Origin of the sequence: Rhodococcus sp. AH-ZY2, assembly GCF_030916465.1 — a bacterium.
Lineage (GTDB): Bacteria > Actinomycetota > Actinomycetes > Mycobacteriales > Mycobacteriaceae > Rhodococcus > Rhodococcus ruber.
On the sequence record NZ_CP126458.1, the window covers coordinates 5,609,456 to 5,635,159 of the forward strand.

At 71.2% G+C, this 25,704-nt stretch carries 25 protein-coding genes and 1 tRNA gene; 19 read left to right on the forward strand and 7 right to left on the reverse strand.

What is annotated here, in order from left to right:
- Window positions 1-28 precede the first annotated feature (28 nt).
- Genes QNA09_RS26860 through QNA09_RS26870 form a run of 3 tightly spaced genes read left to right on the forward strand, consistent with a single transcriptional unit; the run spans window position 29 to window position 2,534 of the window.
- Window positions 29-652 (forward strand): TlpA disulfide reductase family protein, encoded by a 624-nt coding sequence (locus QNA09_RS26860; RefSeq protein WP_010595014.1) that lies wholly within the window; start codon window positions 29-31, stop codon window positions 650-652.
- Window positions 649-1,347 carry a CoA pyrophosphatase gene (locus QNA09_RS26865; RefSeq protein ID WP_119699354.1) on the forward strand — a complete coding sequence of 233 codons (699 nt, stop codon included), beginning with the start codon at window positions 649-651 and terminating at the stop codon, window positions 1,345-1,347. The genes QNA09_RS26860 and QNA09_RS26865 overlap by 4 nt, the downstream gene beginning before the upstream one ends.
- Window positions 1,344-2,534 (forward strand): MarP family serine protease, encoded by a 1,191-nt coding sequence (locus QNA09_RS26870; protein ID WP_010595016.1) that lies wholly within the window; start codon window positions 1,344-1,346, stop codon window positions 2,532-2,534. The genes QNA09_RS26865 and QNA09_RS26870 overlap by 4 nt, the downstream gene beginning before the upstream one ends.
- Window positions 2,535-2,546: 12 nt before the next feature.
- Here QNA09_RS26870 and QNA09_RS26875 read toward each other — a convergent pair whose 3' ends face one another.
- From QNA09_RS26875 to nhaA, 3 genes are read right to left on the reverse strand one after another with little or no spacing between them, the layout of a single operon-like run.
- Complete coding sequence (locus QNA09_RS26875) at window positions 2,547-3,479, reverse strand: alpha/beta fold hydrolase (RefSeq protein WP_026137873.1); 933 nt, start codon at window positions 3,477-3,479, stop codon at window positions 2,547-2,549.
- A 20-nt stretch (window positions 3,480-3,499) separates the two neighbouring features.
- Complete coding sequence (locus QNA09_RS26880; RefSeq protein WP_003935267.1) at window positions 3,500-4,000, reverse strand: phage holin family protein; 501 nt, start codon at window positions 3,998-4,000, stop codon at window positions 3,500-3,502.
- Window positions 3,997-5,214, reverse strand: coding sequence for a Na+/H+ antiporter NhaA (nhaA, locus tag QNA09_RS26885; protein ID WP_010595018.1), 1,218 nt, complete (start codon window positions 5,212-5,214; stop codon window positions 3,997-3,999). Before nhaA ends, QNA09_RS26880 begins: the two co-directional genes overlap by 4 nt.
- A gap of 195 nt (window positions 5,215-5,409) precedes the next feature.
- On the opposite strand from nhaA, the gene QNA09_RS26890 reads away from it, so the two are divergent.
- On the forward strand, window positions 5,410-6,783 hold the full coding sequence (locus QNA09_RS26890; protein WP_048774219.1) for an MFS transporter: 1,374 nt from the start codon (window positions 5,410-5,412) through the stop codon (window positions 6,781-6,783).
- A 70-nt stretch (window positions 6,784-6,853) separates the two neighbouring features.
- On the opposite strand, the gene acs is transcribed toward QNA09_RS26890, so the two are convergent.
- Window positions 6,854-8,791 carry an acetate--CoA ligase gene (acs, locus tag QNA09_RS26895; RefSeq protein WP_010595020.1) on the reverse strand — a complete coding sequence of 646 codons (1,938 nt, stop codon included), beginning with the start codon at window positions 8,789-8,791 and terminating at the stop codon, window positions 6,854-6,856.
- Between the two features lie 203 nt (window positions 8,792-8,994).
- Between acs and QNA09_RS26900 the strand changes: the two genes are divergently transcribed.
- Entirely contained in the window at window positions 8,995-9,747 is a 753-nt protein-coding gene (locus QNA09_RS26900; RefSeq protein ID WP_010595021.1) for a hypothetical protein, read from the forward strand.
- A 427-nt stretch (window positions 9,748-10,174) separates the two neighbouring features.
- Here QNA09_RS26900 and QNA09_RS26905 read toward each other — a convergent pair whose 3' ends face one another.
- Window positions 10,175-11,017: an HAD-IB family hydrolase gene (locus QNA09_RS26905; protein WP_010595022.1), complete on the reverse strand. Its 843-nt coding sequence runs from the start codon at window positions 11,015-11,017 to the stop codon at window positions 10,175-10,177.
- A 344-nt stretch (window positions 11,018-11,361) separates the two neighbouring features.
- Here QNA09_RS26905 and ssd point away from each other — a divergent pair, with 344 nt between their 5' ends.
- The 7 genes from ssd to QNA09_RS26940 are packed head-to-tail and all read left to right on the forward strand — an operon-like array spanning window position 11,362 to window position 15,916.
- Window positions 11,362-12,435, forward strand: coding sequence for a septum site-determining protein Ssd (gene ssd, locus QNA09_RS26910; protein ID WP_017681222.1), 1,074 nt, complete (start codon window positions 11,362-11,364; stop codon window positions 12,433-12,435).
- The gene (locus tag QNA09_RS26915; RefSeq protein WP_010595025.1) at window positions 12,432-13,604 is read left to right on the forward strand and encodes a TadA family conjugal transfer-associated ATPase; all 1,173 of its coding nucleotides are present in this window, start codon (window positions 12,432-12,434) and stop codon (window positions 13,602-13,604) included. Before ssd ends, QNA09_RS26915 begins: the two co-directional genes overlap by 4 nt.
- Entirely contained in the window at window positions 13,601-14,401 is an 801-nt protein-coding gene (locus QNA09_RS26920; protein ID WP_010595026.1) for a type II secretion system F family protein, read from the forward strand. Before QNA09_RS26915 ends, QNA09_RS26920 begins: the two co-directional genes overlap by 4 nt.
- A complete protein-coding gene (locus QNA09_RS26925; RefSeq protein WP_119699355.1) occupies window positions 14,365-14,997 on the forward strand; it encodes a type II secretion system F family protein in 633 nt (210 codons plus the stop codon). Before QNA09_RS26920 ends, QNA09_RS26925 begins: the two co-directional genes overlap by 37 nt.
- A 42-nt stretch (window positions 14,998-15,039) precedes the next feature.
- Window positions 15,040-15,243 carry a DUF4244 domain-containing protein gene (locus QNA09_RS26930; protein WP_026137874.1) on the forward strand — a complete coding sequence of 68 codons (204 nt, stop codon included), beginning with the start codon at window positions 15,040-15,042 and terminating at the stop codon, window positions 15,241-15,243.
- Window positions 15,244-15,260: 17 nt separating this feature from the next.
- Window positions 15,261-15,575: a TadE family type IV pilus minor pilin gene (locus tag QNA09_RS26935; protein ID WP_017681224.1), complete on the forward strand. Its 315-nt coding sequence runs from the start codon at window positions 15,261-15,263 to the stop codon at window positions 15,573-15,575.
- Entirely contained in the window at window positions 15,572-15,916 is a 345-nt protein-coding gene (locus QNA09_RS26940) for an Rv3654c family TadE-like protein (protein ID WP_010595030.1), read from the forward strand. The genes QNA09_RS26935 and QNA09_RS26940 overlap by 4 nt, the downstream gene beginning before the upstream one ends.
- 7 nt (window positions 15,917-15,923) lie before the next feature.
- On the opposite strand, the gene QNA09_RS26945 is transcribed toward QNA09_RS26940, so the two are convergent.
- Complete coding sequence (locus QNA09_RS26945) at window positions 15,924-18,269, reverse strand: DEAD/DEAH box helicase (protein ID WP_119699356.1); 2,346 nt, start codon at window positions 18,267-18,269, stop codon at window positions 15,924-15,926.
- A 392-nt stretch (window positions 18,270-18,661) separates the two neighbouring features.
- Between QNA09_RS26945 and QNA09_RS26950 the strand changes: the two genes are divergently transcribed.
- The 4 genes from QNA09_RS26950 (at window position 18,662) to QNA09_RS26965 (ending at window position 23,353) form a co-directional block, all read left to right on the forward strand.
- Window positions 18,662-18,865, forward strand: a complete 204-nt coding sequence (locus QNA09_RS26950; protein WP_003935252.1) for a cold-shock protein — start codon at window positions 18,662-18,664, stop codon at window positions 18,863-18,865.
- A 129-nt stretch (window positions 18,866-18,994) separates the two neighbouring features.
- Window positions 18,995-19,582, forward strand: coding sequence for a hypothetical protein (locus QNA09_RS26955; RefSeq protein ID WP_040273695.1), 588 nt, complete (start codon window positions 18,995-18,997; stop codon window positions 19,580-19,582).
- 134 nt (window positions 19,583-19,716) lie between these two features.
- Window positions 19,717-22,647 (forward strand): type I DNA topoisomerase, encoded by a 2,931-nt coding sequence (gene topA, locus QNA09_RS26960; protein WP_119699357.1) that lies wholly within the window; start codon window positions 19,717-19,719, stop codon window positions 22,645-22,647.
- A 31-nt stretch (window positions 22,648-22,678) separates the two neighbouring features.
- Window positions 22,679-23,353 (forward strand): AraC family transcriptional regulator, encoded by a 675-nt coding sequence (locus tag QNA09_RS26965; RefSeq protein ID WP_010595035.1) that lies wholly within the window; start codon window positions 22,679-22,681, stop codon window positions 23,351-23,353.
- 4 nt (window positions 23,354-23,357) lie between these two features.
- On the opposite strand, the gene QNA09_RS26970 is transcribed toward QNA09_RS26965, so the two are convergent.
- Window positions 23,358-23,744, reverse strand: a complete 387-nt coding sequence (locus tag QNA09_RS26970) for a VOC family protein (protein ID WP_010595036.1) — start codon at window positions 23,742-23,744, stop codon at window positions 23,358-23,360.
- 94 nt (window positions 23,745-23,838) lie between these two features.
- Here QNA09_RS26970 and QNA09_RS26975 point away from each other — a divergent pair, with 94 nt between their 5' ends.
- The 3 genes from QNA09_RS26975 (at window position 23,839) to QNA09_RS26985 (ending at window position 25,650) form a co-directional block, all read left to right on the forward strand.
- On the forward strand, window positions 23,839-25,026 hold the full coding sequence (locus tag QNA09_RS26975; RefSeq protein WP_010595037.1) for a DNA polymerase III subunit delta': 1,188 nt from the start codon (window positions 23,839-23,841) through the stop codon (window positions 25,024-25,026).
- A 65-nt stretch (window positions 25,027-25,091) separates the two neighbouring features.
- Window positions 25,092-25,164, forward strand: a tRNA-Thr gene (locus tag QNA09_RS26980).
- Window positions 25,165-25,452: 288 nt separating this feature from the next.
- Complete coding sequence (locus tag QNA09_RS26985; protein ID WP_017681228.1) at window positions 25,453-25,650, forward strand: hypothetical protein; 198 nt, start codon at window positions 25,453-25,455, stop codon at window positions 25,648-25,650.
- The last annotated feature ends 54 nt before the right edge of the window (window positions 25,651-25,704 follow it).

The following is a 25,704-nucleotide window of genomic DNA, read 5'->3' on the forward strand; positions in this document are numbered from 1 at the left end:
ACTGACCCGCGCAGGCCGCTGGAGCCTGGTGGCACTCGTCGTCGTGGTGGCGCTGATCGTCGCGATCTGGCCCCGCGACACCGACGATCCGGCACCGCCCGTCGACGGTGCCCGGCCGGCCGCGGCGCCGGTGGACCGCCGGGCCCAGGACACCCCCGAGGCCCTCGCGCCGCTGCGTGCCGCGGCGGCGCTCGAGGCCTGCCCGGCCCCGGCCGGGAACGGAGCGGGGCCGCTTGCGGGGCTGCGGTTCGAGTGTCTCGGCGACGGCAGCAGCGTCGACCTGGCGGCCGCGCTCGCGGGACGGCCCGCCCTGGTGAACCTGTGGGCGTGGTGGTGCGGGCCGTGCGCCGAAGAACTGCCCTACCTGCAGGAGTACGCGCAGCGTGCCGGGGATGCGGTCACGGTCGTCACCGTCCACACCGATCCCAACGAGGCCAACGCCCTGTCCCGGCTCGCGGAGTACGCCGTGCAGCTGCCGGGGGTGCAGGACGGGTCCGCGCGGGCGCAGGCCGCGGTGCAGTCGCCGCCGGTGCTGCCGGTGACGGTGCTGCTGCGGCCCGACGGTTCGGTCGCCAAGGTGCTGCCCCAGCCGTTCCGCAGCGCCGACGAGGTCGCCGCCGCCGTGGAGTACCACCTGGGAGTGAAGGTATGACGCCGTACTGGCTGCGCCACGTGTCCACCGTCCTGCCGAGCGATCCGCACCGGGTCAACCCCGTGCTCGACCGCCGGGCTCCGAGCGGGGTTCCCGTTCGTCCCGCGGCCGTGCTCGTACTGTTCGGCGGCTCGCCCGAACCCGATCCCCTGGCCCGGGGCGGACTGCCCGCCGACGCGGACGTCCTGCTCACCCAGCGGGCGCCGACGATGCGTCAGCACAGTGGACAGGTCGCGTTCCCGGGTGGTGCCGCCGACCCGGAGGACGACGGCCCGGTCGCGACCGCGCTGCGCGAGGCGCAGGAGGAGACGGGCCTCGACCCCGTGGGTGTCCGCCCGCTGACGGTGCTGCCGGAGATCTTCATTCCGCCGTCCGGGTTCGACGTCACTCCGGTGGTGGCCTTCTGGGAGAAGCCCACTCCCATCGGGGTGGTCGACCCCCGCGAGGCGGTCCGGGTGGTCCGGGTGTCCCTGCACGACCTGCTCGACCCGGACAATCGCTTCCAGATCCGGCACGAGCGCGGCTACCAGGGACCGGCGTTCCTGGTGGAGGACATGCTCGTGTGGGGATTCACCGCGGGGATCCTCGCAGGCCTGTTCGCGGTGTCGGGCTGGGAGATCGAGTGGGACCACAGCGACATCCGTGACTTCGACGTCACGCTCGCCGAGCTCGAGACAGGGGTGGTCGAACCGTGACGCCGTCCGGATGGATCGATCTGCTCATCCTGCTGGTCGTGCTCGTGGCCGCGTCGTCCGGCCTGCGGCAGGGCGCGGTGGCGTCCGCGCTGGCGTTCCTCGGCGTGGTGCTCGGCGCGGTCGCCGGCATCCTGATCGCCCCGCACGTGCTCGTGCACGTCGAGGAGGGACGGATGCGGATCCTCGCCGGGATCGCGCTCATCGTCGTCCTCGTCATCATCGGCGAGGTCGCGGGCATGGTGCTCGGCCGGGCGGCCCGGAGCAACATGCACAGCCCCGTCGCGCGGGGCGTCGACAGCGTGGTCGGGGCCGGCCTGCAGGCCGTGGCGGTGCTGGTGGCGGCATGGCTGCTCGCCATTCCGCTCACCGCCTCGTCCCAGCCGGAGATCTCCGCGGCCGTGCGCGGGTCCCGGGTGCTGAGCACGGTCGACGTGCTGGCCCCGGACTGGTTGCGCGGGGTCCCGAAGGAGTTCTCTGCGCTGCTCGACACCTCGGGCCTGCCGGACGTCATCGGCCCGTTCGGACGCACCCCGGTCGCCGAGGTGGAGCCACCGGACCCGAGTGTGCTCGCCAGTCCCGTCGCGCTCGACCTGCACCCGAGTGTGCTGCGCATCAACGGCATCGCGCCGACCTGCCAGCGCGCGCTCGAGGGCTCAGGGTTCGTCGTCGCGCCCGAACGCGTCATGACCAACGCCCACGTCGTCGCCGGCACGTCGGCAGTGTCGGTGCAGACGCTGGGCGGGGCGCTCGACGCCGAGGTCGTGCTGTTCGATCCCGCGGTCGACGTCGCGATCCTCTCGGTGCCGGGACTCGACGTGGCACCGCTCGAATTCGCCCCGGCCCCGGCCGACTCGGGGCAGGACGCCCTCGTCCTGGGCTATCCCGGCGGCGGCCCCTACACGGCGAGTGCCGCGCGCATCCGGGAGACGCTCGACCTGCAGGGACCGGACATCTACCGCTCGGGCACCGTCGAGCGAGAGGTGTACACCGTCCGCGGGTCCATCCGGCAGGGCAACTCCGGCGGTCCGCTCGTCGACGAGCAGGGCCGGGTCCTGGGTGTCGTGTTCGGGGCGGCCGTGGACAACAGCGATACCGGATTCGTGCTGACCGCGGCGGAGGTCAGCAGTCAGCTGGCACTGGCCGACGATTCGTTCGCAGCGGTGGCGACGGGGACCTGCATCGCCTGAATCCCGGGGCTCCTAGAGCCCGGCGGCGAAGTCGAGCAGCGCGGCGGTCACGTCGTCGGCACGCTCCTGATGGGCGTAGTGCCCGGCGTCGTCGATCATGAGCAACTTCCGGCCGGGAGCGTGACGGACGCACCGGCGCACGGTCGCCGGCACGACGTACGGGTCCCGCGCGCCGTGCAGTTGCAGGACCGGCAGCGTCAGCGTCTTGTCCATCGCCGCCATGAACCGTCGCCCGTCCGGCCGCCACTGGCTGCGGAAGGCCCAGCGCTGGTACTCGAGCGTGCAGTGTGCGGTGCCGGGAATGCGGATGGCCGAGCGCATCCGTTCGGCGACCTCCCGGAATTCGTCCGACTGCTGCCACCGTGCGCCCGCGCGGGCCCGCAGCAGTCGTTCGATCTCCCAGCCGTCGTCGCGCACGAGCTTGCGTTCGGGCCGCCACGGCACCTGGTAGGCGAGGAACGTGGGCAGCAGCGCTGCCCGCTGCGCCCGGTCGTGCAGCGTCGCGTCCCGCAGTGAGATCGGATGCGGCGAGTCCACGAGCGCGATCGCCCGGACGAGCCGCGGGTGCAGCACGGCCGTCGCCCAGCACACCAGCCCGCCGTCGGCGTGCCCGACCAGCGTCGCCTCCGAGCAGCCCAGGGCGCGGATGAGTCCTGCGACGTCGCCCGAGAGGGTCCAGCCGTCGTAGCCGCGCGGGGGCTTGTCGGAGTCGCCGTAGCCGCGCAGATCGACGGCGACGGCGCGGTAGCCGGCGTCCGCGAAGGCGGTGAGCTGGTGCCGCCACGACCACCACAGGTCGGCGAACCCGTGCAGGAACAGCGCCAGCGGTGCGTCGGGGCCGGACGGGCCGGCTTCGACGGCGTGCAGACGGATGCCGTTCGCGTGGATGTCGCGGTGCGTCCACGGCCCGGGGAACCGGACCGTGGACGGGTCGGGGAGGGACACGGTGCCCTGCACGTGGAGGATCAGCGCGCGTGCCGGGGGCCCGCTGCCGGCTCCGCGTCGTGCTGCTGCGGCAGGACGGTACGAGCCTGCCTGAGCGAGTCGATGGTCTTCTCCGGGGCGCGCAGTTTGCGCACCCGCAGGTACCCGATCAGGGCGAAGATCGCCGTGACCACGACCATGATGAGGAAGACGATCAGGAACGCCAGCCAGCGGGGCGTCCAGATGTCGATCAGTTCGGCGAGGAAGAAGAAGAAGAAGAACGAACTGAACACCAGGACCGCGAAGGCCAGGATGAAGAACAGACTGCCCTGCAGGCCCTTCTTCACCTCGCCGGTGACCTCGGCCTTGGCGAGTTCGACCTCGGCGCGGAACAGCGTCGAGACCTGTGCTGTGGCGTCGCGGACCAGATCCCCGATGCTCGCTTCCTGAGGAGTGCGGGCGCGCACCTCGGTCAGCGGAATGGACGAGATGCTCGTCGGTACCCCGTCACCCTGCTTCCGGTTCCCGTTCGTCACGCTCACTTGTCGACCCCTCCAGTTGATTCGTATTGCCTACGGTGGGCTCGCCCACGCCGTAACAGTAGCGTCGATCCCAGCAGCGAGGCGATCAGTGACGTGACGAGGACCGACGCCTTCGCGATCTCCGCGGGCGCCCCGCCGTCGATTCCGGCGAGCGAGAGGTCGGCGATGAGCAGGCTCACGGTGAATCCGATGCCGCCGAGTACGGCGAGGGCCAGCAGGTCCGGCCATGCCAGGCCGGCGGGCCTGGTGGCCACGCCTGTCCGGATCGCGAGCCAGGATGCGCCGAAGATGCCGACCGTCTTGCCGATCAGCAGGCCCAGCAGAACGGACAGGCCCACCGGACTGGTGAACACATCGGCGAGGACCTCGCCGTCGATGGGAACGCCGGAGGCGAACAGCGCGAACAGAGGCACACACAGGCCGGCGGACCAGGGTTGGAGGTCGTGGGCGAGCCGCTCGGCCGGTGCCCGCCGCTCACCCGGGTCGGCGCGGACGCGGGTGAGCAGACCCAGCACGACGCCCGCGATGGTGGCGTGGATGCCGGCCTCGTGCATGCCGTACCAGGTGAGCAGCGCGAGCGGGACGTACAGCCACGGGGTTGTGATCCGCCGGTGCTGGGCGTACCAGTAGGCGGCGGCGCACGCGACGGTCCCGAGCAGCCACAGCGCCGCGATGGACGTGGTGAACAGGACGGCAATCAGTGCGATGCCGATGAGATCGTCGACGACGGCGAGGCTGAGCAGGAAGACACGCGCGCCGGTGGGGATGCGGGAACCGGTGAGGGCGAGAACTCCGAGGGCGAAGGCGATGTCGGTGGCGACGGGGATCGCCCAGCCGCGGTCCATGCCCGGCGTGCCCCACCCGACGGTGGCGGCGATGAGTGCCGGCAGCAGCACGCCGCCGCAGGCCGCGATGACCGGCAGCAGGGCCTTCTTGCGGTCCGCGAGTTCACCGATCACGAGTTCGCGTTTGAGTTCGAGTCCGGCGACGAAGAAGAACACGGCGAGCAGGCCGTCCTGTGCCCAGGTGCCTACGGTGAGATGCAGGTGCAGCGCCTCCGGCCCGACGGTGAAGTCGCGCAGCCTCTCGTAGGCGGGTCCGAGCGGGGAGTTGACCCACAGGACGGCGACGGCGGCGGCGACGAGGAGGATCGCGCCACCGACGGTCTCGGTGCGTAGATACCGAGTGAGTTCCGAGCGCAGTGGCTGATTCACGAAGGCCTTTCGATCGACGAATCCGCGGGGCGATGGGGCTGCCGCCGACCAGGATTCCCAGCGCACCCAGCGACGAATCGTATCCCCGTCCGTCCGGTCGGCGGATGTCCGATTTGATTCGTTCCGGAAAGGAGGTGTTCACTTTCCTAGAAGCTGGGATCGTTTCCCATCATGTGAATCTCTGGAGCTGGTTTCGTGAGCACTTCCCTCGACAACACCGCCGACCGAGACGGATCGCTGGTCGCGGGAGTACCGCGCAGCCGCATCATCGTCGCGAGCACCGTCGGCACCTCGATCGAGTTCTACGACTTCTACATCTATGCGACCGCCGCCGTCTCGGTGTTCCCGCACCTGTTCTTCCCGAAGGGCAACGGCACCACCGCTCTGCTCGCCTCGCTCGCGACGTTCGGTCTCGCGTTCGTCGCCCGTCCGGTCGGCTCGATCCTGTTCGGTCACTTCGGCGATCGCATCGGCCGCAAAGCCACCCTCGTCGGTTCGCTGCTGACCATGGGCGTCGCGACCTTCCTCATCGGAATCCTGCCCACGTACCACCAGGTGGGTCTGCTGGCCCCGGCGCTGCTCGCACTCATGCGCTTCTGTCAGGGCCTCGGCCTCGGGGGCGAATGGAGCGGCGCGGCACTGCTGGCCACCGAAACCGCCGAGAAGGGCAAGCGGGCGTGGGCCGCCATGTGGCCACAGCTGGGCGCGCCGATCGGATTCTTCCTGGCCAACGGCCTGTTCCTGATCATCACCCTGTTCCTGAACCACAACAACGCCGAGCCCGACCTGGACAGCGCGTTCCTGACGTGGGGCTGGCGGATCCCGTTCCTGCTCAGCGCGGTGATGGTGATCATCGGCCTCTACGTGCGGCTCAAGCTGGAGGAGACGCCGGTGTTCGCCCGCGCCGTCGCCGAGGGCAAGAAGGTCAAGACCCCGCTGGCCGAGGTCTTCCGGACCAGCTGGCGTCAGCTGATCATCGGCACATTCGTGATGCTCGCGACGTACACCCTCTTCTACATCATGACGACCTGGGTGCTCAGCCACGGCACCGGGAAGACCCCCGCGCAAGGCGGCACCGGCGCCGGGTTCCAGTACTCGGACTTCCTGGTGCTGCAGCTGGTCGCGGTGCTGTTCTTCGCGGCCGCCATTCCGGTGTCCGGCCGGCTCGCCGACCGTTACGGTCGCCGCATCACCCTGCTCGTCGTCACCGGGATCATCATGGCGTTCGGCCTGACCTTCGGGATCCTGCTCGACCCGGAGGGCATGGGCGAACCGCGCATGCTGCTGTTCCTCGTCCTCGGCATGATCCTGATGGGCTTCACCTTCGGTCCCATGAGCGCCGTGCTGCCCGAGCTGTTCCCCACCAACGTGCGCTACACCGGGTCGGGCATCGCCTACAACGTGTCGAGCATCCTCGGCGCCGCCGTCGCCCCGTTCATCGCGACGTGGCTCGCCACGACCTACGGGGTCGGCTGGGTGGGTGTGTATCTCCTGGCCGCGGCCGCACTCACCTTCGTCGCGCTGCTCGTGATGCACGAGACCAAGGATCGCCGGCTGGACGAGGTGTAGGCCGCTCCGCGGCCGGTGTGCCCTTTGGGCTGTTGGGGCCGCCCAAAGGGCACACCGGCAGCTTCGCTGCCTACTTGCTCTGGGAACGGATGGCTTCGAAGACCTTCGGGTCCACGAGGGTGGAGGTGTCGCCGAGTTCGCGGCCCTCGGCGACGTCGCGCAGCAGGCGGCGCATGATCTTGCCGGAACGGGTCTTGGGCAGTTCCGGCACGACGGAGATCTGCCGGGGCTTGGCGATCGGGGAGATCTCGGTGGAGACCTGGTTGCGCAGTTCCGCGATCAGCGCATCGCCGGTGTTCTCCACGCCCTCGCGCAGGATGACGAACGCGACGATGCCCTGGCCGGTGGTCTCGTCGGCGGCACCGACGACGGCGGCCTCGGCGACGGCCGGGTGCCCGACGAGTGCGGACTCGACCTCGGAGGTCGAGATGCGGTGCCCGGAGACGTTCATGACGTCGTCGACGCGGCCGAGGACCCACAGGGCGCCGTCCTCGTCGTAGCGGGCGCCGTCACCGGCGAAGTACCAGCCCTCCTCGGCGTACCGGGACCAGTAGGTGTCCTTGTACCGGTCCATGTCGCCCCAGATGCCGCGCAACATCGACGGCCACGGCTGATCGAGCACCAGGTAGCCGTTGCCGCCGGCCCCGAGCGGGGCCGCGTTGTCGTCGACGATCTTGGCGGAGATGCCCGGCAGCGGCGCCATCGCCGAGCCCGGCTTGGTGGCGGTGATGCCCGGCAGCGGGGAGATCATGATCGCGCCGGTCTCGGTCTGCCACCAGGTGTCCACGATGGGGGCCTTGCCCGAGCCGATGACCTCCCGGAACCAGCGCCACGCCTCCGGGTTGATCGGCTCACCCACCGAACCCAGCAACCGGATCGAGGACAGGTCGTGCGCGTCGGGGATCTGCCGGCCCCACTTCATGAAGGTGCGGATCAGGGTGGGGGCGGTGTAGTAGATGCTCACCCCGTACTTTTCGATGATCTCGAAGTGCCGGTGCTCGTTCGGCGAGTTCGGGGTGCCCTCGTAGACCACCTGGGTCGCGCCGTTGGACAGCGGGCCGTACACGATGTAGCTGTGCCCGGTGACCCAGCCGATGTCGGCGGTGCACCAGTACACGTCGCGGCCCGGCTTGTGGTCGAACACGTAGTGGTGGGTGTACGAGGCCTGCGTCAGGTAGCCACCAGAGGTGTGGACGATGCCCTTGGGCTTACCGGTGGTGCCCGAGGTGTAGAGGATGAACAGGGGATGTTCGGCGTCGAACGGCTGGGCCTCGTGCTCGGCGGAGGCCTTGTCCACCGTCTCGTGCCACCACAGGTCGCGTCCGTCGGTCCAGTCGACGTCGATGCCGGTGCGCTTGACCACCAGCACGTGCTGCACCGACGCGGCCTCGGCGAGGGCCTCGTCGGCGGCCGGCTTGAGCGGAGCGGCCTGGCCACGGCGCCACTGTCCGTCGACGGTGACCACCAGCTTGGCGCGGGCGTCGTCGATGCGCGAGCGCAGCGCGTGCGAGGAGAACCCGCCGAAGACCACCGAGTGGGTCAGGCCCAGGCGCGCGCAGGCGAGCATCGTCACGATCGCCTCGGGGATCATCGGCATGTAGATCGCCACCCGGTCGCCGGCGACCAGGCCCAGGTCGGTGAAGGTGTTCGCCGCCTTGGACACCTCGGCGAGCAGGTCGTTGTAGGTCAGCGCCCGCGAATCGCCGGGCTCGCCCTCGAAGTGGATGGCGACCCGGTCGCCGTTGCCGGCGAGCACGTGCCGGTCGACGCAGTTGTAGGCGACGTTGAGTTGCCCGCCGACGAACCACTTGGCCACCGGCGCGTCGGACCAGTCCAGCACCTCGGTCCACGGCGTGGCCCAGTCCAGCCGCTGCGCCTGCGTCGCCCAGAACCCGAGCCGGTCGGCGTCCGCGGCGGCCTGCAACTCGGGACCGGCGTTGGCGGTGGCGACGAACTCGGGGCTCGGTGGGTACACCTGCTGTTCGTGGTCCTGCGCTGCGCTCGTCATGGTTGCGGGGCCTCTTTCCGGTCGGTCCAAACAGTTCGGGCACCTGTGAGGGTAGTCACCTGTGACCGACATCGCACCGTTGCATACGGCTGCAACCTGCTCACTTTCGACGATCGGTCGGTCCCGCGCGACGGGCGGTCGGCCTCCGCGTCCAGCGGAACCGGCGCCCGGGCAGTCGGCACCGGCCGGTACCGTCGGATGCCGTGACCGACCCCTTGCAGCCCCTGCTCGACCTGCCCGGAGTGCGCGATGCCGCGGACCGCGCGCGCGACGCCCTCGCCGAGGTGCACCGGCACAAGACCAACCGGCGCGGCTGGCCGAACACCGCCGCCGAGGCGTCGGTCCGGGCCGCCCGGGCCTCGGCCGCGCTCGACGGTGGATCCATGGAGCTGCCCACGCCGGGGGAGGCGGGTGAGCCGATTCTGACGGGCGCACTGCGAGTGGCGCAGGCGCTCGACGGCGACGGCCTGGCCGTCATGGTGTCCACCTGGCAGCGCGCGCCCTTGCAGACCCTCGCACGTCTGCATCTGCTCGCGGCGGCCGACCTCGTCGACGATCCGGAGGTGCTGGGCCGGCCCCGCCCGGAGCCGGGCGTGGGGGAGCGGCTCGACGCCCTCGCGCAGTTGGTGACCGGTGGTACCCGGGCACCCGCCCCGGTGCTGGCCGCGGTGGTGCACGGCGAGCTGGCGGTGCTGCGTCCCTTCGGAGTGGCCGACGGCGTGATCGCCCGGTCGGCGTCGCGCCTCGTGTCGGTCGCGAGTGGGCTGGACGTGCACAATCTGGGCGTGCCCGAGGTGAGCTGGATGCGTCGCGCCCAGGCCTACCGCGACGGGCTCGCGGGTTTCGAGTCGGGCACCGCGGTCGGCGTCGGCGGCTGGGTCGTCTTCTGCTGCGGCGGGCTGGAAGCGGGCGCGCGGGAGGCGACATCGATCGCGGACGCCTTCGCCGGCGGCTAGTCCGAGCGGTGCGGCTGGTTAGAGCAGTGAATCAGGCTGCCCGACATCGTTTTCGGGCCATGTCGTCACATGTAAGCGGGCGACGTCGCCGAATGACTTCGGTGGCGTCGCCCGCCAGCACGGACTGCCGAGTTACCAAGCGTGCTGCATGGGTTGTGTGTCACTGGCCTCGGCGAGGGTTCGGATATCGCTGGTTCGTCCTCGCAACGGGTGCGGGGTGCTCGCCGTCGAAGACCCGAATCTCGCAAGCCCACAACGCTTTTGCCCTTATAGTGGCATCGGCTCCGCGTGGGTGCTCGGTGTCCGTGCTGGGAAGTCCGGTCGGGAGATCGAACCTTCTCTTCCGATTCGCTCTTGGCCTTCCGTCCTTCCGTAACTCCTTTCTACTCCCGGTCTCACAGGGGGGCAAGTCCCATTTTCGGGACCGTCACCCCCGGGGCGTGAACCCGCGCCGGTGCCTCCGGCGCAACGCCAGGTACGCCGCGGCGCCCGCGGCCGCCGCGCCCGCGGTGATCGCGGCCGTCGCGGCGACCACGGCCGGCGACGTCGTGGTGAATCGGTGCAGGAGCGGGACGGGACGGATGAAAGTGAGTATGGGCCAATCATTTTCGACTGCTTCGCGGCGCAGTACCCGATCCGGGTTCACCGCCCGCGGATGACCCACGGCCCGCAACATCGGGATGTCCGTCGACGAGTCCGAGTACGCGTAGCAGCGTGCGAGATCGTACCCGTACTGCAGCGCCAGCGCCTGGATTGCCTCCGCCTTGGCCTCCCCGTAGCAGTAGAACTCCAGCTCCCCGGCGTAGCGGCCGTCCTCGATCCGCATCCGGCTCGCGGTGCTGTGCGTCGCCCCGAGCGCCGTCGCGATGGGGGTGACCACCTCCTCCCCGGACGCGGACACGATGATCACGTCGTGTCCCCGGAGCCGGTGGTCCGCGATGAGATCGGCCGCCTCGGCGAAGACCAGCGGGTCCACGATGTCGTGCAGTGTCTCGGCGACGATCGCCTTGATCTGCTCGACATCCCAGCCGGTACACATCGCCGCGATGTGGGCACGCATGCGCTCCACCTGATCGTGGTCGGCGCCGGACAGCATGAACAGGAACTGGGCGTAGCTGCTCTTGAGCACCGCCCGCCGGTTGAGGAGCCCCTGGGCGAAGAACGGCTTGCTGAAGGCGAGCGCGCTGGACTTCGCGATGACGGTCTTGTCGAGATCGAAGAAGGCGGCGATTCGGCCGGACGGGGTCGGGTCCACGGTCGCGTCGGTCACGGCACCACAATAGGTGTGGCTGCATCTTCCCGGTACGTCCCGTGATCCGGCCCGTCGTCGGGCGCCTCCACCTGCGTGGAACACGCGACGGTTGAACTTGCAAATATCGGGTCCCGGCGTAGTATCGACCTCACCTGGACATAGTCCAGGGGGTGTTCAGCCCGACCCCCCGGGGCTGAACATGACGACCCTCGCCTCCTCCCCCCCTGGCGAGGGTCGTCCTCTGTTCCGGGACCTTTCGAAGCCCGGCGTGTTCATCCACAGGCGGCGCATTCATCCACAGATTCGCCGATTCGCCCCGCCTCGGCTTCCGGCACCCTCGTTCGGCGCGCAAGCTGGGCGCCATGAACGACGTCCTGGCCCTCGTCGACGATCCCGCCCTGACGGCGAGCCTGCACCGCGTGGCGGCCGCCACCGACCGCACCGTCGGCGCGGCGGCGATGCCACCGCCGCGCAGAACCTGGCTCGACGCGGGACTCGTCGTGGTCGACCGAACCGCAGCCCTGCTCTGCGCGCAGCAGCTTCCCCGTCGAGGCGGCATCGTCCTGGTCACTGCCGGCGGGGCCGACCTCCCCGACTGGCAGGCCGCCACCGCCGTCGGGGCCGAACACGTCGTCGGCCTGCCCGACGACGAAGTCGAACTGCTCACGGTGCTCGGCACCGCCGCCGAACCCGACACCGGGGGTGGGCACGTCGTCGCCGTACTCGGCGGCTGCGGCGGCGCCGGCGCTTCCACGTTCGCGGCCGCCCTGGCATGGACCGTCGCCGCCTTCCGGCACAGTGCGGGAGCACTTCTCGTCGACGGTGATCCCCTGGGCGGAGGGTTGGACGTCCTCACGGGAATCGAGGAGCGGCCGGGTGTCCGCTGGTCCGGCCTGGCCGTCGATCGCGGCCGGCTCTCCGCCCGGTCGCTGCGGGATGCGGTGCCCGAATGGCTTCCGGGACTCGGCGTGCTCTCCGCAGATCGCGAGTCCACGTCCGAGCCGGCCCCCGCCGCCGTCACCGCGGTGCTCGACACCGTCCGCCGCTCGGGCGACCTGGTGGTGTGCGACGTGCCGCGCAGCCGCGGGCCGGCCGCCGAGGCGATGGTGGCGGCCGCCGACCTGGCCGTGCTGGTGGTCCCCGCCCGTGTGCGTGCCGCCCTCGCCGCGGGGCGGGTCGCCGGCTGGGTCGCCGACCAGAACACGAACCAGGGCATCGTCGTGCGCGGCCCGGCCCCCGGCGGACTGCGTGGCCGGGACGTCGCCGAGGTGGTGGGGCTGCCGCTGATCGCCACGATGCGCGCGCAGCCCGGCCTCGCCGCGGCACTCGAACGCGGTGGACTGCGGCTCGGACGTCGTTCGCCCCTGGTCCACGCCGCCGAGTCGGTCCTCGACGTGCTGGCCGGTCCCGAGCCGGGATCGCGGTGGGCAGCATGAGCGCCGTCCTCACTGCCGAGCTGCTCGACCGGGTCCGTGAACGTCTCGCGACGGAGGCCGGCGAGCCCACGCCGGACCGTGTCGCCGCTGCGCTGCGTGCCGAATCCGGCGGGGTTCTCGGCGATTTCGATCTGCTCACGGCACTGCGGCATCTGCAGACCGAGCTGTCCGGCGCCGGCCCGCTCGAAGCGCTGCTTGCCGAACCCGGCGTCACCGACGTACTCGTCACCGCCCCCGACCGCGTCTGGGTCGACCGCGGCGGCGGGCTGCGGCTCACCTCCGTCGCCTTTCCCGACGAGGCGTCGGTGCGGCGACTGGCCCAGCGCCTCGCGCTGTTCGCCGGGCGGCGGCTCGACGACGCCCAACCGTGGGTCGACGGCCGGCTGCCCGGGCACGGCGATTTCGGTGTCCGCCTGCATGCCGTCCTCGCGCCCGTCGCACAGGGTGGCACGTGTCTGTCGCTGCGGGTGCTGCGGCCCGCCACCCAGGGACTCGACGCGCTGCGCGATCGCGGCGCCGTCGACCCGCACGCCTACGTGTTGTTGCGCCGGATCGTCGCCGCCCGGCTCGCCTTCCTCGTCGTCGGGGGCACGGGTGCGGGCAAGACCACCCTGCTCGCGGCGCTGCTCGGCACCGTGGATCCGGGTGAGCGGATCGTGTGCGTCGAGGACGCGGCGGAACTGGCGCCCGCCCATCCCCACGTCGTGCGGCTCGTCGCGCGAGCCGCCAACGTCGAGGGCGTCGGGGAGGTCGCGGTGCGCGATCTCGTCCGGCAGGCGCTGCGAATGCGGCCCGACCGCATCGTCGTCGGCGAGGTGCGCGGCGCCGAGGTCGTCGATCTGCTCACCGCGCTGAACACCGGTCACGACGGGGGTGCAGGCACCGTGCACGCCAATTCTCCGGACGAGGTGCCGGCGCGGCTCGAAGCCCTCGCCGCGCTCGGCGGTCTGGACCGCGCCGCCCTGCACAGTCAGCTCGTCGCAGCGGTGCAGGTAGTCCTGCACGTGCACCGCACCCCCGACGGAACCCGTCGGCTGACGGAGATCGGTGTCGTGCAGCGCGACGAGGTCTCGGGTGTCGTCGTCGCACCCGCGTGGACCCACGAGCGCGGCACGCAGGCCGGCATGGACCGGCTCGAACAGCTCTTCCGGCGACGGGAGGCGCCGTGACCGCGACCGCCCTGTGCCTGGCCGCGGCCCTGCTGGTCGCGCCGGCGACGGTCGCCGCGCCGCGACTGCGGTCGCTGCGCACGACAGTCGTCGCCGGACGGCCGTGGCGACCGCCGCAGGAGGTGACGGCAGTGCTGTGCGTCCTCCCGGTGTTGCTGCTCGGCGTCGCACCCGCCGTCGCGGCGGCGGTCGTCGCCGGCACCACCGTGCGCCGGGTGCGGCGACGCCGACGGGACCGCGCCCGTGACGCCGAACAGCGGGCCCTGCTCGCCGGTCTCGAAACCGTCGTCGCCGAGCTGGAGGTGGGCACCCATCCGGCCGAGGCGTGTGCGACGGCGGCACGGGAGACGACCGGGCCCACCGCCGATGCCTTCCGTGTCGCGGCGGCGCGGGCCCGGCTCGGCGGAAGCGCAGCCGACGGCCTGCGCGCGGTAGCCCGCGCGACGGACCCGTCGGGGATCGCCGCGTCGCTCGATCGGGTCGCCGGGGCCTGGGAGGTGTCCGACCGGTACGGGTTGGCGCTGGCGCAACTCCTCGCGGCCGCACGGGCGGATCTGTCCGGTCGTATGCGCCTGCGCTCCCGTACCGAAGCGGGACTGGCGGGGGCCCGCGCGACGGCGGCGGTGCTCGCGGCTCTGCCGGCGCTCGGTGTGGCGCTCGGGCAGATGATGGGGGCGTCGCCGGTGTCGGTGCTGCTCGGCGACGGTCTCGGCGGGGTGTTGCTGGTGGTGGGCACCGCACTGGGGTGCGCCGGACTGCTGTGGACCGACCGGATCGCGAGGGGGGTGGCATCGTGACCGTAGCGCTGGTCTGCCTGGCCGCGGCGCTCGTGATCCTGCCGGACCTGCGGACGCGACGGTGCCGGACTGCCGGGGCCGCGGCCTCCGGGGAAGCCACCGGAACCGGCGGCGCCCCGGACGACCCGCACGCCGTGCCGGCCGCATTCGACCTGATGGCCGCCTGCCTGCGCGCCGGCCTTCCGACGGCGACCGCGGCACGGGCGGTGGCCGACTCGGCACCGCCCGCGCTCGCCCTGGCCCTGCGGCGGGGCGCCGACCGTCTCGAGCTCGGGGCCGCGCCGTCGGAGGCGTGGAGCGGTCTCGGGGAGGCGACGGCCGACGGATCCGACGACGAGACGGAGGCGCTGGAGGCCTTCGCCCGCGCCGCGCGGCGATCGGCACGATCCGGTGCCCCGCTGTCGGGCCTCGTCGCCGAGGTGGCGGAGCGGCAGCGCGAACGAGCGGAGGACCGGGCGGCTGCAGCCGTCGAGCGTGCCGGGGTTCTGGTCAGCGGCCCACTCGGACTGTGCTTCCTGCCGGCGTTCGTGTGCCTGGGCATCGTGCCCGTCGTGATCGGGCTCGCGGGACGCGTGCTCGGTGAGGGGCTGTTGTGAGACGTCGGCGCGGACGGTCCGCGCCGGAGGAGGGGAGGAACCATGGTAGGCAACGTAATTCGTACGGTCGTGCAACGGCTGAGCGGTGCCGTCGCGGCGGAGGACGGGATGTCCACCGCGGAGTACGCGATCGGTACGATCGCGGCGGCGGCGTTCGGGGCCGTGCTCTACACGGTCGTCACCGGCGACAACATCGTCACTGCGCTCACCGGCATTGTCGAGCGCGCACTGAACACGGCGGTGTGAGCGGGGACGACGGTGGGGTGACCGTCGAGGCGGCGATCGCCCTCACCGCTCTGGTGAGCGTCCTCGTGCTGTGTCTCGGTGCGGTGCTGTGTATTTCGAGTCAGCTCCGATGCCAGGACGCCGCACGGGAAGCCGCCCGGCTCGCGGCCCGTGGCGACGGGACGCGGGCGGTGGAGGTGGCGGCGCGGATCGCCCCGGAGGGCGCACGGATCTCCGTGCGCCCCGACGGCGACCTCGTCGTGGCGACGGTGACAGCGGACGGTCCGCTGCTGCCGGCGGTGACGCTCACCGCGGAGGCCGTGGCTGCGTTCGAACCGGAAGTGGCGCAGTGACGTTCCGGGACGATCGGGGTAGCGCGAGCGTGGTGGCGTGTTTCGTTGCGGCCGCGCTGATCGCGGTCACCGGACTGCTCGTGCAGATCGGCGCGGGGGTCGCGACGCGGCATCGGGCGCAGGGGGCGGCCGACCTGGCGGCCCTCGCGGTGGCCGGTGCACTCGACCGCGGATCGGGCACCGCCTGCTCGGAAGCGAACCGGATCGCGGCGCGGATGCGGGTGCAGGTGCGTTCGTGCACCGTCGACGGCTGGGACGCGGTCGTCGAGGTCGAGGCCGCGGTGGCGCTGCCGGGTGGGCGGCAGGCCCGCGCGATCGCGCGGGCGGGGCCGGTCGAGTGAGCGCCGGTCAGGAGAGGGCGTCGAGCACCGCGCCGAGCAGAGCGACCGCCCCGGCCTTGTCGAGCGGGTCGTTGCCGTTGCCGCATTTGGGGGAGTACACGCACGACGGGCAGCCGGCGGCGCACTCGCAGGCCGTCACGGCCGCGCGGGTCGCCCCGAGCCATTCGGCGATGCGCGCGTAACCGCGGTCGGCGAAGCCCGCGCCGCCGGGATGCCCGTCGTAGACGAAGACGGTGGGCAGCCCGGTGTCCGGGTGCACCGCCGTGGACACCCCGCCGATGTCCCAGCGGTCGCACGTCGCCACCAACGGCAGCAGCCCGATCGCGGCATGCTCGGCGGCGTGCAGCGCGCCGGGTACCCGTTCCGGTCCGATTCCGCACCGGTCGAGCAGTTCGGGGGTGACGGTGTACATCACTGCGCGCGTCGGCAGGCACTGGGACGGCATATCGAGTTCGGTGCTGTCGAGAACCTCGCCGGACGGCAGTCGCCGCAGGTAGGAGACCACCTGATGGGTCACTTCCACCTCGACGAGGCCCACAGTCACCGGACCGAGCGAGCGCTGCTCCGTCACGGCGGTCACGACGATGTCGGTGATCTCCCGCGCGGAGGTGGACCATTCGGGCTCCTCGGCGTGCACGAGCGCGATCCCGTCGTCGAGGTGCAACTCGTCGACGACGAACGACTCGCCGCGGTGCAGGTACACCGCGCCCGGATGCACGGTCGCCGGTGCCCGGCCGCCGTCGACGGTGCCGAGCATCCGTCCGGTGTCGGATTCGACGATGGCGATCTGGGTGCCGATGCCGCCGCGGATGTCGATGTCGGAGTGCGGACGGGTGTCGGGGGTGACGAACCAGCCGTGCGGGCGCCGCCGGATCGCGCCCTGGGCGGCCAGGGCAGCGAGGACGTCGGCCGCGCCGAACTCCTCGACCTCGGCGTCGCTGAGGGGCAGCTCGAGCGCAGCGCACAGCAGTTGCGGGCCGAGCACGTACGGGTTGGTGGGGTCGGTGACCGTCGCCTCGACGGGCTTGTCGAGCAGCGCCGCCGGATGGTGCACGAGGTAGGTGTCGAGTGGATCGTCGCGGGCGACGAGCACGACCAGCGATCCCGCGCCGCGGCGGCCGGCCCGGCCGGCCTGCTGCCAGAACGACGCGACGGTGCCCGGGAATCCGGCGACGACGACCGCGTCGAGGCCGGCGATGTCCATACCGAGTTCCAGGGCGTTGGTGCTGGCGGCACCGAGCAGACGGCCGTCCGCCAGAGCAGCCTCGAGCTCGCGCCGCTCCTCGGCGAGGTAGCCGGCGCGGTACGCGGCGACACGATCGACGAGTTCGGGGGCGGCCTCGGCGAGCAGCCGCTGTGCGCCGAGCGCGGTGAGCTCGGCGCCGCGCCGGGACCGTACGAAGGCGAGGGTGCGGGCACCTTCGACGACGAGGTCGGCGAGGATGCGCGCGGCCTCGGTTCCGGCGGCGCGGCGCACCGGGGCGCCGTTCTCGCCGGTCACCTGCTCGAGCAGTGGCGGTTCCCACAGCGCGACGGTGCGCGGGCCGTGCGGGGAGCCGTCCTCGGTCACCTCCCGGCAGGGCGCGCCGACGAGCCGGGACGCCGCGGCGCCGGGGTCGGCGGTCGTCGCGGAGGCGAGGACGAAGACCGGTCGGGCACCGTAGCGTGCGGCGATCCGTCGCAGCCGGCGCAGCACCAGGGCCACGTTGGAGCCGAAGACGCCGCGGTAGGAGTGGCACTCGTCGACCACGACGTAGCGCAGTCGGCGGAAGAACCGGGACCAGCGGGCGTGCCCGGGCAGCATCGACATGTGCAGCATGTCGGGGTTGGTGAAGATCCACCGCGAGTGGCTGCGCGCCCACTGCCGCAGTTCGGTGGAGGTGTCACCGTCGTAGGCACACGCGTGCACCCGACCGAGTTCGGGCTCGGCGGCGGTCACGTCGGTGACGGCGCGCAACTGGTCTGCACAGAGCGCCTTCGTGGGGGAGAGGTACAGCGCGGTGGCGTGCGGGTCCTCGACGAGTGCGGTGAGCACGGGCAACTGGTAGGCGAGGGACTTGCCCGACGCGGTGCCGGTGGAGACGACGACGTGCTCCCCGCCGGCGGCGACGTCGGCGGCCGCCCTCTGGTGGCTCCACGGCCGGGGCACACCCGTCGCGCGCAGGGCCCGGACGACGGCGTCGGACGCCCAGTCCGGCCAGTCGGTGTGCCGGACCTCGCGGGCGGGCAGCTCCGCGCTGTGGGTGAGGGGGTGCTCCGAGGCCGGGGTGCCCTCGAGAACTCGTTCGAGCAGTTCGTGGCCGAAGCTCGTCGGCCCGTCGCCGACGGGACGGCGGTGCGGCGAGCTGGTCACACTGGGTACTCCGGAGGATGCGGTCGGGATGGGAAACCAGCGTAGTCGGCCGTCGTTCCCGGCGTTCGGTCGGTGTGCGACCCGCGGTCGGGTTAACATCGACGTAACCGTACCGACGAGTAATCGTACCGTCGGTATGTACAAGATCAAATTTTCGGGCGAATTGTGCGCCCTCCTACTGTTGTCGGCGCCCCGAACGTGGTTCACTGGCATCGGTCGCAGCTTCTGTGTTCGGTGACTTGAGAAAGTGCACGGCTCGCAGGATCGATGGTTGCGAGCGCGGTGCTTTGCTCTTCCTGTGGGGGGATCAAGAAGTACAGCGGTCGGAACCGGCCCGGCGGCTCGCTCGCCCGCGAACCGCCGCATCCGGTGTTAGAAAGAGAAGGAAAAGCATGGCACAGGGCACTGTGAAGTGGTTCAACGCGGAGAAGGGCTTCGGCTTCATCGCTCCCGAGGACGGCTCCGCCGACGTTTTCGTCCACTACTCGGAGATCCAGGGCAGCGGCTTCCGCACCCTGGAGGAGAACCAGCGCGTGGAGTTCGAGGTCGGCCAGGGCACCAAGGGCCCGCAGGCCACCGGCGTTCGCGCGCTCTGATCGTCGACGCTCCTGCCGGAGCCTGACGTGACTCGGTCCGCAAGGACCGAAGCCTCGATCGTCCCCCGTCACCCTCGGTGATGGGGGACGATCTGTTTCTGCGGGAGGCAGCGAAGGAAGGACGGGGGAGTGAGTCAACTGTCGTTCTTCGGGGCCGAGGTGATGCCGCCGGACCCGGCCGACCTCGGTGGTCTGCTGGCCGCGCACGGACACGCGGTGGTCTCCGGTGACGGCGCGCGGATCTCCGTGGTCGTGGACGAGCCGTGGCGGGCGGACGCGATCGCGGAGCTCATGACGCAGGCCGCGCTGTCCCCGGAGGTCACCCGCACGGACGAGGGACATCCGCTGGTGCGCACCGCAGCCCTGCCGGAACTCGTCCCGGTCGCGGCCGAATGGACGCGGGGCGCGGTGAAGGCGGTGCCGGCGGGATGGGTGCCGGGCTCGCGAGCCCTGCGGGCGTGGGTGCTCGCGGCCGGTCGCGTCGAGGTCGAGGGCGAACGCTACGTCCTGGGGCTGGATCCGCACGCCCCGGACACCCACGCGGTGCTGGCCCAGTCGCTGATGCGTGCCGGGATCGCGCCGACGCTGATCGGCGCCCGCGGCGCCGGACCGGGCCTGCGGGTGTCCGGGCGACGGCGATTGACGCGTCTCGTCGAGAACATCGGGGCACCCCCGGACGACGCCCGCGCGCGGCAGATCTGGCCGCGCGTGCAGTAGGGGCCGCATCACGCGTGACGGGCCTTCCGTTGCAGGTGTGCGACCCTGTGTATGGCCGCGTCCGGGGAACGGGTCGGTATACATGTCTTCAAGAAGCGGGACATGTCAGCGAACAGGGAAGGTGCGGCAGCGCTGTGGCAGCACGGGACAACAGCACGTCGAACGGCTCGTCGGGCACGCGTCGGCTCGTCATCGTCGAGTCCCCGACCAAGGCGAAGAAGATCGCGCCCTACCTGGGCCGTGACTACGTCGTCGAGGCGTCCGTCGGACACATCCGCGACCTGCCACGCGGGGCCGCCGATGTGCCGGCCAAGTACAAGGGCGAGTCGTGGGCCCGCCTCGGTGTGAACGTCGACCACGGTTTCGAGCCGCTGTACGTCGTCAGTCCTGAGAAGAAGTCCAAGGTCACCGAGCTGAAGGGGCTGCTGAAGGACGCGGACGAGCTGTACCTCGCGACCGACCCCGACCGGGAGGGCGAGGCCATCGCCTGGCACCTGCTCGAGACGCTCAAGCCGAAGGTCCCGGTCCGCCGGATGGTCTTCCACGAGATCACCGAGCCGGCCATCCGGGCCGCCGCGGAACACACCCGCGACCTCGACAACAACCTGGTCGACGCGCAGGAGACCCGCCGGATCCTCGACCGCCTCTACGGCTACGAGGTCAGCCCGGTGCTGTGGAAGAAGGTCATGCCGCGGCTGTCGGCGGGCCGCGTGCAGTCCGTCGCCACCCGGGTCATCGTCCAGCGCGAACGTGAGCGCATGGCCTTCCGGTCCGCGACGTACTGGGACATCGCCGCCACCCTCGACGCCGGCGCCGACGCGAGCCCCCGATCGTTCGGGGCACGGCTCGTCGGTGTCGACGGCGCCCGCGTCGCCGCCGGCCGCGATTTCGGCGCCGACGGCCGGCTCAAGTCCACCGGCGTCGTCGTGCTCGACGAGGCGTACGCGCGACGACTCGCCGACGCTCTGCACGGCGTGGACCTGACGGTGACGTCGGTCGAGAGCAAGCCGTACACCCGCAAGCCGTACGCACCGTTCATGACGTCGACGCTGCAGCAGGAGGCGGGCCGCAAGCTGCGGTTCTCGTCCGAGCGCACGATGCGCATCGCCCAGCGCCTGTACGAGAACGGCTACATCACGTACATGCGTACCGACTCGACGACCCTGTCCGAGAGCGCGATCGCCGCCGCCCGGGCCCAGGCCACCGAGTTGTACGGCGCGGAGTACGTGCACGCCACCCCGCGGCAGTTCACCCGCAAGGTCAAGAACGCGCAGGAGGCCCACGAGGCGATCCGTCCGGCCGGTGACGTGTTCGCCACGCCCGGCGAACTGCACTCGCGTCTCGACACCGACGAGTACCGCCTCTACGAACTCATCTGGCAGCGCACCGTCGCCTCCCAGATGGCCGACGCGCGGGGCACGACCCTGACACTGCGCATCACCGGCACCGCCGCGAGCGGTGAGGAATGCACGTTCTCGTCGTCCGGTCGCACCATCACCTTCCCCGGCTTCCTGAGGGCGTACGTCGAGAGCGTCGACGAAGAGGCCGGCGGCCAGTCCGACGACGCCGAATCCCGGCTGCCGAACCTGTCCGAGGGACAGCGCGTCACCGCGACGAAGCTCGACCCGGACGGTCACTCGACCAACCCGCCGGCTCGCTACACCGAGGCCAGCCTGATCAAGGCTCTCGAGGACCTCGGCATCGGCCGGCCGTCGACGTACGCGTCGATCATCAAGACCATCCTCGACCGCGGCTACGTCTACAAGCGGGGCAGCGCCCTGGTCCCGTCGTGGGTGGCGTTCGCGGTCATCGGGCTGCTCGAGGCGCATTTCGGACGCCTCGTCGACTACGGCTTCACCGCCGCCATGGAGGACGACCTCGACGAGATCGCGGGTGGTCACGAGCAGCGAACGGACTGGCTGTCGAGCTTCTACTTCGGTGGCGCCCACGGAGCCGAGAACTCGGTGGCGCGCGAGGGTGGCCTGAAGAAGATGGTGGGCGAGAACCTCGAAGACATCGACGCCCGCGAGATCAACTCCATCCGGCTGTTCGACGACGCCGAGGGCCGGGAGATCCACGTGCGCGTGGGCCGGTTCGGCCCGTACCTCGAGCGGATGGTTGCCGATCCCGACGCTCCCGACGGGGAACCGGTCTCCCAGCGTGCGAACCTGCCCGACGACCTGCCGCCGGACGAGCTGACGCTCGAGTACGCGGAGAAGCTGTTCTCGACCCCGCAGGAGGGCCGGGTCCTCGGCGTCGACCCGGCCACCGGCAACGAGATCGTCGCGCGGGAGGGCCGCTTCGGTCCGTATGTGACCGAGTTGCTGCGTGAGCCGGAGCCGGAGCCCGAACCCGACATCACGCCGATCCCGGTCGAGGCGGCGCCCTCGGCGGGCGGCACCACCACCGTGGCGAAGAAGGCTGCGAAGAAGGCACCGGCGAAGAAGGCCACCAAGAAGGCGGCCGGTCCCAAGCCGCGGACGGCGTCGCTGCTCAAATCGATGGAACTGTCGACGGTGACGCTCGAGGACGCACTGCGACTGCTGTCGTTGCCGCGGGTCGTCGGGGTCGATCCTGCGACGGGTGAGGAGATCACCGCCCAGAACGGTCGCTACGGGCCGTACCTGAAGAAGGGCACCGACTCGCGGTCGCTGGCGAACGAGGAGCAGATGTTCACGGTCACCCTCGAGGAGGCGCTGAAGATCTACTCCGAGCCGAAACGACGCGGTCGGCAGGCCGCCGCCACGCCGCCGCTGCGGGAACTGGGCACCGACCCGGTCAGCGACAAGCCGATGGTGATCAAGGACGGCCGCTTCGGCCCGTACGTCACGGACGGCGAGACCAACGCCAGCCTCCGCAAGGGCGACGAGGTCGACACCATCACCGACGAGCGTGCCTCCGAGCTGCTCGCGGATCGACGTGCCCGTGGTCCGGCGAAGAAGACCGCCAAGAAGACCGCTGCGAAGAAGGCTCCCGCGAAGAAGACGGCGGCCAAGAAGACCGTCGCCAAGAAGACGACTGCGAAGAAGACGACTGCGAAGAAGACCGCCGCGCAGAAGGAGTGACCTTCCGGGTACGGCGTCCTATCCTCGCCGTGTGTACCGCGAAGCGGCGTCCGGCATACCCGGTGTGCTCGTGTGGACCGCGACGAGGACCGCGGATTCGGCGGGAACGTCCGTGCTGCCCGACGGCTGCACGGACCTGATCTGGCACGAGGACGGCCTCCTCGTCGCCGGACCGGACACCCGAGCCCAGTTCTCCGACCTGGGTGCCCGGCGTGACCTGACCGCCGTGCGTTTCGGTCCCGGCGTAGGGCCGGCGGTGCTCGGCGTGGATGCAGCCGACCTCCGTGACGCACGCGTACCGCTGGACCACATCCGGCCCGGCGCACACGTTCGTCGCCTGGTCTCGGACGCGGAGTCCGACCCGGTCGGTGCGCTCCTGCGCGAGACCCGGCGCCGTCTGGACGGCGTCGACCGCAGCGTCGAGACGAGCATCGCGGCGCAGCTCGGGGCCGGAGCGTCCGTCGCCGAGCTGGCGGCGTCGACGGGCTGGAGTGCGCGCCGGTTGCACCGGCACGCACTGCGCGCGTACGGCTACGGACCGAAGACGCTGGCACGCGTGCTGCGGTTCCGCCGCGCGGTCGGTCTCGCCCGCGCCGGCCGACCGTTCGCCGACGTCGCGGCCGAGTGCGGCTTCAGCGACCAGGCCCATCTCGCGCGGGAGGTCCGCGCCCTCTCCGGCACCACGCTCGGTGCGCTCCTCGGCTGAGCGGTCACCCGGGCAGGGCCGCGAACAGCTCGATGCTGTGCCCGTCGGGATCGTGGACGCTCGCGTACCGCTGCTTCCAGAACGCGTCCCACGGTTCGAGCGCACTCGTGCATCCCGCCTCCAGCAAGTCGCGGTACGTCGAATCCACGCCTGCCGGTGAACCGCAGTCGAAGGCGAGCGCGGGGCCACCCGTTCCCGGCCGGAAGTCCGGATGGAAGGACCGGACCGATTCGACTGTGTCCCATGCCAGGCGGAGCCCACCTGGAAGTGTCGTTTCGAAGTGCGGTTCGTCGGTACCGGCGGGCAGGTCCAGTCCGAGGCGTCGATAGCAGTCGAAGGAACGGGTCATGTCGGCGACGACGAGCCCGACCAGGGCGAGTTGTGCGGTCATACCGGTGACGCTAGGTCGCTGCGCCGTCGCCGTCTTGAAGGTTTCGGACGGCCGACGCCTCGGCGGCGTCGGAACCGGTCGCTACGCTGAGGCCATGCCCGGTGTCTTCGAACGTCTCGTCGGCCAGCGCGACGTGGAGACCGAACTGATCGCCGCAGCCACCGCGGCGCGCGGCGGCGGAGCCGGTTCCCGGATGACGCACTCGTGGCTGTTCACCGGCCCTCCCGGTTCCGGTCGGTCGATTGCGGCGCTCTGCTTCGCCGCCGCCCTGCAGTGCACCGACCCGGACGTCCCGGGTTGCGGTCGCTGCCACGCGTGCAGCACCACCATGGCCGGCACTCACGGCGACGTCCGTCGGGTCGTTCCCGAGGGGCTCACGATCAGTGTCAAGGCGATGCGCGACATCGTCCGGACCGCGTCGCGTCGTCCGAGCACCGGGCAGTGGCAGGTAGTGGTGATCGAGGATGCGGACCGTCTCACCGAGGGCGCCGCGAACGCACTGCTCAAGGTCGTCGAGGAACCGCCGGAACGCACGGTGTTCCTCCTGTGCGCACCGTCCGTGGATCCGCAGGACATCTCCGTGACCCTGCGCTCGCGATGCCGGCACGTCGCGCTCGTCACGCCCAACCCGGACGCCATCGCCCGGGTGCTGCGCGAACGCGACGGACTCGACCCCGAGACCGCGAACTGGGCGGCATCGATCAGCGGCGGCCACGTCGGGCGGGCCCGGCGTCTGGCCACCGACGAGTCCGCTCGCACCAGCCGTCGACGTGCGCTGGATCTGGCCGCGGCCGTCCTCCGCCCTGCCACCACGTACACCGCTGCGGACGAGCTGGTGCAGCGTGCGGAGGCGGAAGCCAAGGAGATCAGCGCCACGCGCGACGAACGGGAGACCGAGGAACTTCGGACCGCTCTCGGCGCCGGAGGCACCGGCAAGGGCGCTGCCGGGGCGCTCCGGGGCTCGGCGGGCGTCCTCAAGGACCTCGAACGCACCCAGAAGTCCCGACGCACCCGGACCGAGCGCGACATCATGGATCGCGCCCTCATCGATCTGGCCGGTCTCTACCGCGACGCGCTGGCACGTTCCCTGGGCGCTTCCAGCACCGCCAACCATCCCGACATGGCCGAGCGTGCCGCCGACCTGGCTTCGCGTGCCCGGCCGGAGGCGTTGCTGACCTGCATCGAGGCGATTCTCGAATGCCGCGAGGTCCTCGCGCAGAACGTCAAGCCCCGCTTCGCGGTGGCCGCGATGGCGGCCCGGTTGAGCTCGGCCTTCCGGTAGGCACCGACGGGCGGTTTGCATTGGGCAGGGGGGTAGGCGCTAGACTCGTGCGCGCCGTCAGGCACGCTGCCTTAGCTCAGTCGGTAGAGCATTTCACTCGTAATGAAAAGGTCGCGAGTTCGATTCTCGCAGGCAGCTCCGCACGACGAAGGCCCTCCATCCCGAACGCGGACGGAGGGCCTTCGTCGTACGCACGTGCACTCTCCGGTCCGCTCGCCCCGGGCAAAGGCGCCCGCCGCCGCGTTCCGTGCCGCATGATGGCGGGTGTGCTCCTGGAGATCTTCTCGATCGTTCTGATCATCGGCGCCCTGGTCGTTCTCATCCCCACTGCGGTGCGCGTGTTCCGCCGGCGCGACGACGACCACTAGTCCGATCGCCGCTGCTCGGCACCCCGCTCGGGCGTCGTCGGCTCAGTACACTCGACTTATGAGTGAGTCGTTGAAGGAGCGGGTGCGAGCGAAGATTCTGCGCCAGCGCGGAGAAGACGGCGGGCGCCCCCTCGGGGACGCAGAAGGGGACAACCCCCGGCTCATCGACATCGGCCTCGACCTGGCACTGCTGGACCAGGCCGCCGAGGGGGACCCCGTTGTGGAAGAGCTGGCCGCGAAGTACTGGGTGCCCTGATGTCGTCCAGAAAAGCGGCTTGACCAGGCGATTTGGTAACTCGCGCAATGTTCA

What these genes read in the sequence shown, in the direction of transcription:
- QNA09_RS26865 (WP_119699354.1), top strand. Translation starts at nt 649, where the DNA reads ATGACGCCGTACTGGCTGCGCCACGTGTCCACCGTCCTGCCGAGCGAT.
- acs (WP_010595020.1), bottom strand. Translation starts at nt 8,791, where the DNA reads ATGACGAGCGCAGCGCAGGACCACGAACAGCAGGTGTACCCACCGAGC.
- ssd (WP_017681222.1), top strand. Translation starts at nt 11,362, where the DNA reads ATGAACGACGTCCTGGCCCTCGTCGACGATCCCGCCCTGACGGCGAGC.
- QNA09_RS26915 (WP_010595025.1), top strand. Translation starts at nt 12,432, where the DNA reads ATGAGCGCCGTCCTCACTGCCGAGCTGCTCGACCGGGTCCGTGAACGT.
- QNA09_RS26930 (WP_026137874.1), top strand. Translation starts at nt 15,040, where the DNA reads ATGGTAGGCAACGTAATTCGTACGGTCGTGCAACGGCTGAGCGGTGCC.
- QNA09_RS26950 (WP_003935252.1), top strand. Translation starts at nt 18,662, where the DNA reads ATGGCACAGGGCACTGTGAAGTGGTTCAACGCGGAGAAGGGCTTCGGC.
- QNA09_RS26970 (WP_010595036.1), bottom strand. Translation starts at nt 23,744, where the DNA reads ATGACCGCACAACTCGCCCTGGTCGGGCTCGTCGTCGCCGACATGACC.
- QNA09_RS26975 (WP_010595037.1), top strand. Translation starts at nt 23,839, where the DNA reads ATGCCCGGTGTCTTCGAACGTCTCGTCGGCCAGCGCGACGTGGAGACC.
- QNA09_RS26985 (WP_017681228.1), top strand. Translation starts at nt 25,453, where the DNA reads ATGAGTGAGTCGTTGAAGGAGCGGGTGCGAGCGAAGATTCTGCGCCAG.